Below are 12,384 nucleotides of genomic sequence, written 5' to 3' on the forward strand. Positions count from 1 at the left end.
CGGGGCCCCATATGGATGCACCCTGCTTTCGGCGGCGCTCCGGGGGCACGCGCGTGGCCCCGGAGGGCTGGCGCTCTGGGCCGCCCCGAGTGGCGGGGCGTGGGTGAACCCGATGTAAGGCCGGGAGTTGAGACCAGGGCGACCGCGCTTGCGGGCGCCTCAGGAGGACGGGTCTCATGCAGGTGGTGGAGGATGGGGGGATGTCGCGGCGCGGCGTCCTGATGGCGAGCGCTGGCGCGGTGGCGGCGGGTGCGGTCTCGGCGGGGGGCGACGCGCAGGCTGCGGAGCCTGCGACGGTCGGCGTGCGCTTCGAAGTCAACGGTCAGGCCCGGGAGCTTAGCCTCGACACCCGCACGACCCTGCTCGACGCGCTGCGAGAACATCTGCGGCTGACGGGGACCAAGAAGGGGTGCGACCACGGGCAATGCGGCGCCTGCACGGTCATCCTTGACGGGCGGCGGATCAATTCCTGCCTGACCCTGGCGGTGATGCATGAGGGCGCGAAGATCACCACGATCGAGGGGCTCGGATCGGCCGAAAGTTTGCATCCGCTGCAGGCGGCCTTTGTCCGCCATGACGGCTATCAGTGCGGCTACTGCACACCCGGACAGATCTGTTCGGCGGTGGCGATGCTGGACGAACTGAAGGCGGGTCTGCCGAGCCACGTCAGCGAAAGCCTGACAGAGCCGCCCTCGGCCAGCGACGAGGAACTGCGCGAGCGCATGAGCGGTAACATCTGCCGCTGCGGCGCCTATTCCAACATCCAGGAGGCGATCGCAGAGTTCGCCGGTGTGCGGGTATGAAGGCCTTCACCTACGAGCGGGCCGCCTCGCCGGTCGACGCGGCGGCCAAGGCCTCGGTGAGGCCGGGCGCCAGGTTCATCGCCGGTGGGACCAACCTCCTCGACCTGATGAAGCTGGAGATCGAGACGCCGACACACCTTATCGACGTCAACGGGCTCGGCCTCGACCGGATCGAAAAGACGGCCGAGGGGGGACTGCGGATCGGAGCGCTCGTTCGCAACGCCGACCTGGCGGCCGATCTGATCGTTCGGCGCGACTACGGCCTGCTCAGCCGCGCCCTGCTGGCCGGGGCGTCGGGCCAGCTGCGCAACAAGGCGACGACCGCCGGCAATCTCCTGCAGCGGACCCGCTGTCCTTACTTCTACGACACCCAGCAACCCTGCAATAAGCGCAGGCCCGGCAGCGGCTGCGGGGCGATCGGCGGGGTAAGCCGCCAGCTCGCCGTAATCGGGGCCAGCCCGGCCTGCATCGCCACCCATCCAAGCGACATGGCGGTCGCGATGCGCGCGCTCGACGCGGTGGTGGAAACCGTGGACGCCAAGGGCGCGGCGCGAGCCGTACCGATCGCCGACTTCCATCGATCGCCCGGCGACACGCCACATCTTGAGACGGTGCTAAGGCCAGGTGAGTTCATCACCGCCGTGACCCTGCCGCAGCCGGCGGGCGGGCGGCAGGTCTACCGCAAGGTCCGCGACCGCGCCTCCTACGCCTTCGCCCTGGTTTCGGTGGCCGCGGTGGTGCAGGCCGACGGCTCCGGGAGGGTGGCGCTGGGCGGTGTGGCGCCCAAGCCGTGGCGAAGCGAGGCGGCGGAGCCCGAGTTGCGAGCGGGGGCGGGACCGGTGATCGACCGGCTGCTGGCCGGCGCCCGCCCCCAGCCGGACAACGCTTTCAAGGTGAAGCTTGCTGAGCGCACGCTTTCAGCGGTGCTCGAGGAGGCCCGGGCATGAAGTTCGACCAACCCGCGACCCAGAACCCCATCGATCAGCTGAAGGTGGTCGGGCGGCCGACCGACAGGATCGACGGGCCTCTGAAGACGACCGGCGCTGCACCCTACGCCAACGACCGCCACGACGTGTTCGACCATCAGGCCTACGGCTACGTGGTCTGCGCTGGGATCGGCAAGGGGCGCATCGTGGCCGTCGACGACGGCCGCGCCCGCGCAGCGCCCGGCGTGCTGGCGGTGGTCAGCGCCCAGAACGCCGGCAAGCTGGGGAAGGGCGAGCGAAACACGGCCAGCCTGCTGGCTGGTCCGGATGTGCAGCATTATCACCAGGCCGTCGCCCTGGTGGTGGCCGAGACCTTCGAACAGGCGCGCGCCGCTGCGGGCCTAGTTCGGGTCGAGTATGCGCCTGCCGCCGGAGCCTTCGACCTCGCCGTAGCTAAGGGCTCGGCGATCAAGCCGGAAGATGACGGGCAGGGCAGTCCCACCGACACGGCTTTGGGAGACTTCGAGGGCGCCTTCGCCGCGGCGCCCGTCAAGCTGGACGCGACCTACACGACCCCCGATCAGTCGCACGCGATGATGGAGCCGCACGCCTCGATCGCTGCCTGGGAGGGAGATAGGCTGACGGTCTGGACCTCGAACCAGATGATCGACTGGGGCGCGGGAGACCTCGCCAAGACCCTCGGAATTCCTAAGGAGAAGGTGCGGATCGTCTCGCCTTACGTCGGCGGCGGTTTCGGCGGGAAGCTGTTCCTGCGGGCCGACGCCCTGCTGGCGGCGCTCGGCGCGCGCGCGACGGGACGCCCCGTGCGGGTCGCCCTGGCGCGGCCGCAGATGGCCAACAACACCACACACCGCCCCGCGACGATCCAGCGGATCCGCATCGGCTGCGGACGGGACGGAAAGATCGCGGCGATCGGGCACGAGAGCTGGTCCGGAGATCTTCCCGGCGGCGGGCTGGAGACCGCCGTCAACCAGACGCGTCTGCTCTATGCCGGCCCGAACCGCATGACCGCCATGCGCTTAGCGACCCTCGATCTTCCCGAGGGCAATGCGATGCGCGCGCCGGGGGAGGCGCCGGGCATGATGGCGCTTGAGATCGCCGTCGATGAAATGGCCGAGAAGCTGGCCATGGATCCGGTGGCCTTCCGGGTTCTCAACGACACCCAGGTGGATCCCGAGAAACCGGGTCGGCCGTTCTCGCAGCGCCAGTTCGTGAAGTGTCTGGAAACCGGCGTCGAGCGCTTCGGTTGGCGCCGGCGGCAGGCCAGGCCGGGCCAGTTGCAAGACGGACGTTGGCGGGTCGGTTTGGGAGTTGCGGCGGCGTTCCGCAACAACCTGCTGACCAAGTCCGCGGCGCGGGTCCGGCTCGACGGGCGCGGGGTGGTGACGGTCGAGACGGACATGACCGACATCGGCACCGGCAGTTACACGATCATCGCCCAGACCGCCGCTGAGATGATGGGGGTGCCGCTGGATGAGGTCGTGGTTCGGCTCGGCGACTCGGACTTTCCGGTCTCCTGCGGCTCGGGCGGCCAATGGGGCGGCAACAACTCCACGGCCGGGGTCTATGCGGCCTGCATGAAGCTGCGCGAAGCCGTCGCTCAGGCCGCGCAACTCGATCCAGGTCGGGCCAGGTTTGAAGGCGGCCGGGTCAGCGTCGGATCGCGCGGGATGTCGCTTGCGGAAGCGGCCGGCGAGCAAGGGCTCCTGGCCGAAGACCACATCGAATACGGCGATCTCGACAAGCGCTACCAGCAGTCGACCTTCGGCGCGCACTTCGTGGAGGTGGGGGTGGACGCGGACACCTGCGAGGTACGCGTGCGCCGAATGCTGGCGGTCTGCGCGGCCGGCCGCATCCTCAATCCGAAGTCGGCCCGCAGCCAGGTGATCGGGGCCATGACCATGGGCGTGGGCGCGGCGCTGATGGAGGCGCTGGAGGTCGATAAGCGGCGCGGCTTCTTCGTCAATCATGACCTGGCGAGTTACGAGGTCCCGGTCCATGCCGACATTCCGCACCAGGAGGTCGTGTTTCTCGACGAGACCGATCCGATCTCCTCGCCGATGAAGGCCAAGGGCGTGGGCGAGCTCGGCATCTGCGGCGTCGCCGCGGCGGTGGCCAACGCGGTCTATAATGCGACCGGCGTGCGGGTGCGGGATTACCCGGTCACCCTGGACAAGTTGCTGGCTGGCGCGCCGAACTAGCCTGGCGTCGGGCGGCTGCGGTTGACCGTGATCATTCGCCAGCGGCAATGGCTCTGCGCTCCCGATCTCGCCGGCGGCGCATCGCAGATCGCCGCATCAGCCAGCCTGTCCGCCCAACGCGGAACCCATGCCGGCCTGGGTCGTTGGGCGTGGCTGACAAGAGTAAGTGCGTCGACTTCGGGGGGCTTGTGAGAGGCGACAACTACAACGACGCGGCGGCAGTCCTTTTCGCGGGTGGAGGCGAGGTACGTGAAATCGCCCGTGCGCTTGATTGGTCCGCTACGGCTCTGGGCGATCCCGCGCGGTGGTCGCCCGCGGTCAAGACCATGGTCCGCTCGATGTTCGACGTGCCGTTTCCGGTCTGCCTCTGGACCGGACCTGAGTTCACGCTGATCTATAACGACGCCTACCGGAAGATCCTCGCCGCCAAGCATCCCGCCGCGCTTGGTCGGCCGGGCTCGGAAGTCTGGGCTGAGATCTGGGAGGAACTGCAGCCTCAGTTCGACGCCGTGCGCTCGGACGGGTCATCGTTCCACTTCGAAGACGCGCCCTTCGTCATGGCGAGGCTTGAAGGCGGCGGCGTCGAGAACGCCTGGTTCAGCTATTCGCTCTCGCCGTTCTACGAAGCCGACGGCTCAGTTGCGGCCGTCCTCAATATCTCGCCGGAAACCACGGGGCGGGTGCTCGCTGAACGGCGCGCGACGACCGAGCGCGAGCGCCTTCTCCAGGCCTTCGAGCAGGCGCCGGGCTTCATCGTCTCCATGCGGGGTCCCGACCACGTCGTGGAGTTCGTGAACGCCGCGCATCGAAGCCTGTTCAGCAGCGCCGATTGGGTGGGCCGCACAATGCGCGAAGCCTTCCCAGACATCGAGGGGCAAGGCTTCTTCGAGACTCTGGACGAGGTCTACGCAACCGGCCGCCGCCATGTGTCGACGGCCGAACCCGCATCCTTCCGGCAAGCTGACGGTTCGGTGCAGACCCGCTACCTGACCTTCGTCTACGAGGCGCTCCGCGACGCTGATGGAGCGGTGGTCGGCGTGATGTGCGAGGGATCCGACGTCACAGAGGCGCACCTGGCTCAGGAGGCTCTGAGGGAGAGCGAGTCCCGGTTCCGGACCGCGCTGGAAATCCGCACCGTCGGGGCGATCACCTTCGATCTCGACGGGAAGATGTTCGAGGCGAACGACGCCTTTCTGCGCATGAGCGGCTATTCCCGCGAAGACTTGGAAGCCGGGCGCCTGAGCATCCAATCCCTCACCGCTGCGGAGTGGCAGGGGACGGCTGAACAGACCTTGTCGGAACTGCGCACGACCGGCGAAACCACGCCGGTCGAAAAGGAGTACGTCCGCCAGGACGGATCGCGCTGGTGGGGCCTCTTCGCCGCCAAGCGCCTGCAGGACAATGTCGGCTTCAAGTTCGTCGTCGACATCAGTGAACAGAAGCGCGCGGAGGTCGCCCTGCGCGAACAGACGCAGGCTCTGGAGGCGCTCAACCGCACCGCCGCCGTCACCGCCGTCGAGCGTGACCTGGGCAGGGTGGTGCAGGCGGTGACCGACACGGGCGTGGAACTCACCGGCGCCGAATTCGGCGCCTTCTTCTACAATGTCATCGACCAGGCTGGTGAGAGCTACATGCTCTACACCCTGTCGGGCGTGCCTCGCGAAGCGTTCGAGGCCTTCCCCATGCCCAGGAACACCGCGGTCTTCGCACCCACTTTCGGCGGCGAAGGCATCGTCCGCTCGGATGATATTAAGCTCGATCCCCGTTATGGACTGAACACGCCGCGCAAAGGCATGCCGGAAGGCCACCTACCGGTCTCAAGCTATCTTGCGGTCCCGGTCACGGCGCGGAACGGCGAGGTGCTGGGCGGGCTCTTCTTTGGCCATTCGGATGCGGGAAAGTTCACAGTCGATCACGAGCGACGCATGGTCGGCCTGGCCGCTCAAGCCGCCATCGCCATCGACAACGCTCGGCTCTTCCAGGCCGTGCAGTCCGCCAACGAGACGCTGGAGCAGCGGGTCGCCGAGCGCACTCAGGAACTGACCGAGGCCCATGAAGCGCTGCGGCAGGCGCAGAAGATGGAGGCGGTCGGCCAGCTCACCGGCGGCATCGCCCACGACTTCAACAACCTGCTGACGGGCATCGGCGGAAGTCTGGAACTGATCGAACGCGGGCTGGCGCGCAGCGGGGTGGATGGCCTCGACCGCTACCTGCAGGGCGCGCAGTCTTCGACCCGACGCGCCGCTTCGCTCACCCAACGCCTGCTTGCCTTCTCAAGGCGCCAGACCCTCGATCCGAAGCCGACCGACATCAACAAGCTGATCTACGGCATGGAAGATCTGATCTGCCGGACCGTCGGCCCATCGATCGAGGTGGAGGTTGTCGGGCAAGCGGGACTCTGGCCCTCGCTGATCGATCCGGCGCAGCTTGAGAGCACCCTGCTCAACCTGGCGATCAATGCCCGCGACGCCATGCCGGAAGGCGGCCGCATCACCATCGAAACAGCCAACAAATGGTTGGACGACCGCGGCGCCCGTGAGCGGGAACTGGCGTCAGGACAGTACCTCTCCGTCTGCGTCACCGACACCGGTTCGGGCATTCCCAAGGACATCGTAGAACGCATCTTCGATCCGTTCTTCACCACCAAGCCGATCGGTGAGGGCACAGGTCTGGGCCTGTCGATGGTTCACGGCTTTGTCCGGCAGTCCGGCGGCCAGGTCCGCGTGTACTCCGAGGCCGGCAAAGGCACGACGATCTGCCTCTACCTCCCGCGGCATGCCGGCGACGTCGACGTCGACCCGGTCGGCGCCGCCATCGTGCCGGAGCTCGGCTCAGGCGAGGTCGTGCTCATCGTCGACGACGAGCCGACCGTCCGGATGTTGATGGTTGATGTCGTGTCTGAGGCCGGCTTCACGGTCGTGCAGGCGCAGGATGGACTGTCCGCCATGCAGGTGATCCAGTCAGATCAACGGATTGATCTGCTGGTCACGGACGTCGGGCTTCCCGGCGGCATGAACGGGCGCCAGGTCGCCGACGCGGCGCGGGCGACGCGTCCGACGCTCAAGGTGCTGTTCGTCACCGGCTTCGCCGAGAACGCAGCGGTCGGTAACGGCCACCTCCCGCCGGGAATGGAAGTGATCACCAAACCCTTCCAAGTGGCCGATCTCGCAGCCAAGGTCAGCGAGATCATCGCCAGCTGAAAAACGTCGACGAGACGCCGGTCCGTCCATCTCTGCCGTGTCAGCTGAGCGCCGCGGCGCAGGTTTGAGCCAAACCCGACATTATTAGGCCGGCGGCGACTCCAGTGCGATGATGTAGCCGCAATTGGGCGCGACCTCGAAGGCGCCTCCAACCTGCTGGCCTTCACCTTCGCGCGTGGTCGACAGCAGAATCTCGCCGGCCGGCAGATCCAGGCGCCCGCCCCGTCCGCCGATGTCCAGGACGATCACGCGGCGGCGTGCTCGCCAGCTTCGCTCGTAGACCAGCAGTCCTTCTTCGGCCATTAAAGCCGCGAAGTCTCCGCCCCAAAGCGCCGGGTCGCTGCGTCTCAGGCGAAGCAGAGCCTGATAAAATCGCAGGATGGAGGTGTCGTCCTCCAATTGCCGGGCGGCGTTGATCTCCCGCCAGTGCGGGCTGAGGGGCAGCCACGGGTCGGCGGTGCTGAAGCCGGCGTTCTCCGCATCCGACCACAACATCGGCGTGCGGACCGGATCGCGGCCGAGCTGCAGCCCGGGGGTGCGCAGCTCCCAGGGATCGCGGACCTGCGTCGACGCAATCGGCGTGTCTGTCATGCCCAGCTCGTCGCCCTGATAGAGCGTAGGGGCGCCGCGCAGGGTGAGCAGCAGCATAGCGGCCACCCTGGCCTGCCTGACCCCCAGCCGGGAAGCCAGGCGAGAGCGGTCATGGTTCGAGAGCACCCAGTTCGGCCAGCCGCCCTCGGGCAGCAGGGTTTCGTAGGCGCAGACCAGATCCATGATCGCCGCGGCCGTCCACGGGGTGGACATCAGGTGGAAGTTGAACGGCAGGTGGAAGCCGTCCTGGGCTCCTCCATAGTAGGCCATCAGGCGGGGGAGGGGCAGGTAAGCCTCTCCGATCAGGACCAGGTCCCGAGGGCGAACGTCGAGGCGGCGTCGCATGGCGGCGATCGCGTCGTGCACCTCGGGCTGATCGACCGTGTGGGTGCGCAGCAGCTGTTCGGTTGGCGCCTGCCCCGGCCGCCAATCGGGGTTCGGGGGATTGTCGGTCAGCCGATCGTCCTCGAACAGGTGATGGATCGCATCGACGCGGAATCCGTCGACACCCTCGTCGAGCCAGAAATCCAGAACCTCCAGCATGGCCCGGGCCACCTCGGGATTGCGCCAGTTGAGGTCCGGCTGGGAGGGGAGGAAGGCATGATAGTAGTACTGCGACCTGGCGCGATCCCACGTCCAGGCAAGGCCGCCAAACTCTCCGCGCCAGTTGTTGGGCGGCCCGCCGTCCGGCGCTGGATCGCGCCAGACGTACCAGTCGCGCCGCGGGCCGCTACGCGAAGCGCGGCTCTCGACGAACCAGGCGTGCGCCTCGGACGTGTGATTGGGGATGTAGTCGAGGATCAGCTTCAGGCCGCGCCGATGTACTTCCTCGACCAGGCGGCGAAAGCTCTGTCTGTTCCCGAACAGCGGATCGATCGCCCGATGGTCCGATACGTCATAGCCGAAGTCGGCCATCGGCGAAGCGAAGATCGGGGACAGCCAGATGGCGTCCACGCCCAGTTCTAAGAGGTAGTCGAGACGGCTGACGAGCCCCTCGATATCCCCGACGCCGTCGCCGTCGGAGTCCTGAAAGGACCGGGGATAGACCTGGTAGATGACGCCGTGCCGCCACCAGATGAAGTCCTCGTGCGCGAGCGCCCTGGGGTCGTCGGCAAGCATGAGCGATTGCTCCTCCCGTGCCCGAGGCAGACAACAGCGGCTGGGCGTAAGCGTTCCGGCAGAGACAGCGCCTCATCGCCGCTGGTCGTGACCGGCCGCATATCGGCGTCCGCCGGCCAAACACGCTACGACCGCGTTTCGCCCGGGACGTTATCGGGGAGGGAGGAACCGACGCTACGGGCAGTCGGTTCGATCTAGGGAAGGAGCCCGATCATGCCCGACAAGAATTCAGAGCGCTGGGGCGGCCCCGGCGCGAGCCATGAAGACAGATCCAAGCCGCGGCCAGATCCGGTCGTGAAGGACCCCAACGACCCTGACCGCTACAGCCGCCATAGCAAAGTGTCGGGGGGCGGCGGCGAAGCGGATGTCCATCACGCGCATCAAAGCAGCCGCAAGCGCGACTTCGAGGCTAACGACCAGCAGAAGCGAAAATCCTGAGGGCGGCCAATATGGCCGATCTAGGCGAGACGCCAGCGACGTAGGTGTTCGAGCAGATCGGAGACCAGCTGCTCGCGAGTGAAGCCGGTGACGTCGCGCGAACGTCTCACGTCCTCGGACCTCGCCCAGAGCCGCCATTCCATCCGGCGGCCGCGCTCCGGCGCCTCGCGGGCTGTCAGGGCCGGCCGGGGCCGCTCGTGAGCCGTCAGCTGATAGAGGAAGTCAGGTCCATGGGGCGCCGGCGCGGTCAGGCGAGCGCCCTGACTGTCCCTGACGATTTCGGCTACGAGTCCCTCGCTCTCCAAGGCCGCGCGCACCGTCTCGAGCGCTGGAATCCCGACCTGGTCGATCTGCCGCTCTATCTCGCTGCGGCTCGCCGGAGAGGGGATGAGCTTGATCTGCTGGGATAGGGGGGCTCCGTCAGTCTCGACCTGCCGGCCGCCGAGGTCGGCGTTCATCTGTCGAACGAGGCCGATCGCGAGCAGGATCATGATGACTGTGAAGGGCAGGGCGGCGACCAATGTCGCCGCCTGCAGCGCGCCCAGGCCGCCGGCGAGCAGCAGCAGGGCCGCGACCAGTCCCAGGAGCAGGCACCAATAGAGACGCTGCCAGCGGGGGGTGTCGTCTGCGCCGCCCGACGCGATGGTGTCGATCACCAGCGCTCCGGAGTCGGCCGATGTGACGAAGAACACCGCCACAAGCGCGATCGCCAGGGCGGAGGTGATCCCGGCCCCGGGAAGCTGTTCCAGGAAGTAGAAGAGAGCCGTCGAAAGATCGGTGCTGACGGCTCGCGATATGGCGCCGGCGGCCTGGCCCATATCCAGGCTTATGGCTGTGTTTCCGAACACGGTCATCCAGAGGAAAGTGAAGCCGGCCGGCACTAGAAGGACGTTGAGGACGAATTCTCGGACCGTGCGCCCCCGGGAGATGCGGGCGATGAACATGCCGACGAACGGCGACCAGGCGATCCACCAGGCCCAATAGAAGAGAGTCCAATCCGCCATCCAGGCGCGAGGCTCATAGGCGTAGAGGGTGAAGGTTCGCTCGAAGAAATGATCGAGATAGAACCCGAAGTTCTGAACGAGAGCCTTGAAGAGAAAGACGGTGGGGCCTACCGCAAGCACGAACAGCATCAGCGAGATCGCCAGGATCAGATTGAGTTCTGACAGGCGGCGCACGCCGCGGCCGACGCCGCTGAGCACGGAGGCGGTCGCAGCCGACATCACCACGACGATCAAACCGACCTGGACCCACGCATTGTCCGGCACGCCGAACAGGTAGGTCAGGCCGCTGTTCATCTGCGATACGCCGAAGCCGAGGGAGGTGGCGATGCCGAAGGTGGTGCCCCAGATCGCGAAAATGTCGACCGCATCGCCGATCGGGCCGTCTATTCGCTTCCCAAGCAAGGGATAGAGCCCGGAGCGCAAAGTCAGCGGCAGTCCCTTGCGATAGGAGAAGAACGCCAGGCTGAGACCGACCAGGGCATAGATCGCCCAGGCGTGCGCGCCGTAGTGAAAGAAGGTGATGCCCATGGCCTCGCGCGCGGCGGCGAAGGTGCGGGGGGCGGCGTCGGGCGGGCTTGTGTAGTGCTGGATGGGTTCGGCGACGCCGAAGTACATCAGCCCGATGCCCATGCCTGCAGCGAAGAGCATCGCGAGCCAGGAGACATAGGGGAAGTCAGGTTCGGCGTCGTCGGGACCCAGCTTCAAGGCGCCTGTCGGGCTGAGGGCCAGGAAGAGCGCCAGACCCAGAAACCCGGCCACGGCGGCGATGTAGAACCATCCGAAGGTGTCGATCACCCAGGCCTGCGCGGCTCGGAAAGCCACATCCGATGGACCCGGAGCGATGAGGGTGCCGACGAGAAGCAGGCCGATGATCAGGCTTGCCCCCCAAAAGACGCGGGGCTTCATATTCATCGTGATCATCGCTCATTCTAGCCGCGCGTTTCGGCGACACGCCAGCTATAGCGCCGCCCGGCGCCGTGCGCGGCTTGGTGCTGAACGTCGGGCGAACGAGGGCAACGCAGACATTAAGAAAAATAACAATGTTTTGTGAATGGGCGCGGGCAGCCTTGACTGTGAGCGGTTCGGACCGTCGAGTGACCGCCAAGCTTTCGAAAGGTGTTCCATGGCCACCCGCGCCGCACCTGTTCTGGCGTGGGGTCCGTTCGCCGAGAAGGCGCGCAGATGGTTCCTCTATCTATTCTGGCCGCGCTCATTGCAGGTGGCGGGACGGGCTCGCCGGATAAAGGCTCACCTTATCCACGCGACGTATGAGACGCCCGCAGCGGCCGCCGGCATTGCGGCGTTGAGGGCCGCCGCCTTCTGGCAGCCGGACCTGCTCGAGGCCGAGGTTCTCAAACTATCGCTCTCGGACCGGCAGACCATCGTGCGCCGACTGGACGAGCTGAAGTCGCCGGGCGCGACGACCACGACGATCCAGAGCAGTTCGGCTCAGATGCCGCCGGCTGTTTACGCCGCGGGCCTGGCCCCCGAGCTCCTGTCGCTGGTGGAGCGGTACGTGCAGACCCCGGTCTTCTACCTGGGCGCGGCCGCCAAATGTGAGCTCGCCGATGGGGCGACGGTGAACCAGCGGCGCTGGCACACCGACATGGAAGACCTGCAGGTCCTTCGTCTGATCGTCTATCTCAGCCCCGTGGAACAGGGGGATGGACCGTTCGAGTATCTGCCCGCCACCGAGGTTCGCCAGGCGCTGCATTATCGCAGCGGCTATCTCTCGGAGGCCGTCGCCGATCTTCATATTCCCGCGCAGGAGCGTATTGCGGTGGTCGGAGGGCCGGGAACCGTGTTTGCGTTCGATGGCGCGCGGCTGTTCCATCGCGCCCAGCCGCCGGTGGATCGAGACCGGTACTCTGTGACCTACAGCTATACGTCGCGCTGGCCGATGGAACTGCGGGCCTCGGCGAAGCCTCACCTGCAGCTGCGCGAAGCGTTGCACCACCTGCCGCCGCAGGTCTGGGATTGCGTGCCCGGACGCGCGCCCAAGGCGGGGCGACCCGCATAACTGCGGAATTGTAGCCTACGCTGCAAACGGCTCTGCTGCGGCCCTGTCAGTGGGGGGCAAT

8 protein-coding genes are annotated in these 12,384 nt (G+C 66.9%); 6 read left to right on the top strand and 2 right to left on the bottom strand.

What is annotated here, in order from left to right:
* Positions 1-176: 176 nt before the first annotated feature.
* The 4 genes from paoA (at position 177) to ACSQ2H_RS22850 (ending at position 7,151) form a co-directional block, all read left to right on the top strand.
* A complete protein-coding gene (gene paoA / locus ACSQ2H_RS22835; RefSeq protein ID WP_436063739.1) occupies positions 177-803 on the top strand; it encodes an aldehyde dehydrogenase iron-sulfur subunit PaoA in 627 nt (208 codons plus the stop codon).
* Positions 800-1,750, top strand: a complete 951-nt coding sequence (locus ACSQ2H_RS22840) for an FAD binding domain-containing protein (RefSeq protein WP_436063740.1) — start codon at positions 800-802, stop codon at positions 1,748-1,750. The genes paoA and ACSQ2H_RS22840 overlap by 4 nt, the downstream gene beginning before the upstream one ends.
* On the top strand, positions 1,747-3,951 hold the full coding sequence (gene paoC / locus ACSQ2H_RS22845) for an aldehyde oxidoreductase molybdenum-binding subunit PaoC (protein ID WP_436063741.1): 2,205 nt from the start codon (positions 1,747-1,749) through the stop codon (positions 3,949-3,951). Before ACSQ2H_RS22840 ends, paoC begins: the two co-directional genes overlap by 4 nt.
* Positions 3,952-4,277: 326 nt before the next feature.
* Positions 4,278-7,151 (top strand): PAS domain S-box protein, encoded by a 2,874-nt coding sequence (locus tag ACSQ2H_RS22850; protein ID WP_436063742.1) that lies wholly within the window; start codon positions 4,278-4,280, stop codon positions 7,149-7,151.
* Positions 7,152-7,235: 84 nt separating this feature from the next.
* Here ACSQ2H_RS22850 and ACSQ2H_RS22855 read toward each other — a convergent pair whose 3' ends face one another.
* On the bottom strand, positions 7,236-8,861 hold the full coding sequence (locus ACSQ2H_RS22855; RefSeq protein ID WP_436063743.1) for an alpha-amylase family glycosyl hydrolase: 1,626 nt from the start codon (positions 8,859-8,861) through the stop codon (positions 7,236-7,238).
* A 213-nt stretch (positions 8,862-9,074) separates the two neighbouring features.
* Here ACSQ2H_RS22855 and ACSQ2H_RS22860 point away from each other — a divergent pair, with 213 nt between their 5' ends.
* Complete coding sequence (locus tag ACSQ2H_RS22860) at positions 9,075-9,299, top strand: hypothetical protein (RefSeq protein ID WP_436063744.1); 225 nt, start codon at positions 9,075-9,077, stop codon at positions 9,297-9,299.
* Positions 9,300-9,319: 20 nt separating this feature from the next.
* On the opposite strand, the gene ACSQ2H_RS22865 is transcribed toward ACSQ2H_RS22860, so the two are convergent.
* Positions 9,320-11,224 (bottom strand): BCCT family transporter, encoded by a 1,905-nt coding sequence (locus ACSQ2H_RS22865; protein WP_436063745.1) that lies wholly within the window; start codon positions 11,222-11,224, stop codon positions 9,320-9,322.
* Between the two features lie 202 nt (positions 11,225-11,426).
* Between ACSQ2H_RS22865 and ACSQ2H_RS22870 the strand changes: the two genes are divergently transcribed.
* Complete coding sequence (locus ACSQ2H_RS22870; RefSeq protein ID WP_436063746.1) at positions 11,427-12,323, top strand: hypothetical protein; 897 nt, start codon at positions 11,427-11,429, stop codon at positions 12,321-12,323.
* The last annotated feature ends 61 nt before the right edge of the window (positions 12,324-12,384 follow it).

It is taken from the genome of Phenylobacterium sp. LjRoot97, from assembly GCF_964254345.1.
GTDB lineage: Bacteria > Pseudomonadota > Alphaproteobacteria > Caulobacterales > Caulobacteraceae > Phenylobacterium.

Bases quoted from the DNA above. Each gene is read 5' to 3' on its own strand.
- paoA (WP_436063739.1), top strand. From the start codon at position 177: ATGCAGGTGGTGGAGGATGGGGGGATGTCGCGGCGCGGCGTCCTGATG.
- ACSQ2H_RS22840 (WP_436063740.1), top strand. From the start codon at position 800: ATGAAGGCCTTCACCTACGAGCGGGCCGCCTCGCCGGTCGACGCGGCG.
- paoC (WP_436063741.1), top strand. From the start codon at position 1,747: ATGAAGTTCGACCAACCCGCGACCCAGAACCCCATCGATCAGCTGAAG.
- ACSQ2H_RS22850 (WP_436063742.1), top strand. From the start codon at position 4,278: ATGGTCCGCTCGATGTTCGACGTGCCGTTTCCGGTCTGCCTCTGGACC.
- ACSQ2H_RS22855 (WP_436063743.1), bottom strand. From the start codon at position 8,861: ATGCTTGCCGACGACCCCAGGGCGCTCGCGCACGAGGACTTCATCTGG.
- ACSQ2H_RS22860 (WP_436063744.1), top strand. From the start codon at position 9,075: ATGCCCGACAAGAATTCAGAGCGCTGGGGCGGCCCCGGCGCGAGCCAT.
- ACSQ2H_RS22865 (WP_436063745.1), bottom strand. From the start codon at position 11,224: ATGATCACGATGAATATGAAGCCCCGCGTCTTTTGGGGGGCAAGCCTG.
- ACSQ2H_RS22870 (WP_436063746.1), top strand. From the start codon at position 11,427: ATGGCCACCCGCGCCGCACCTGTTCTGGCGTGGGGTCCGTTCGCCGAG.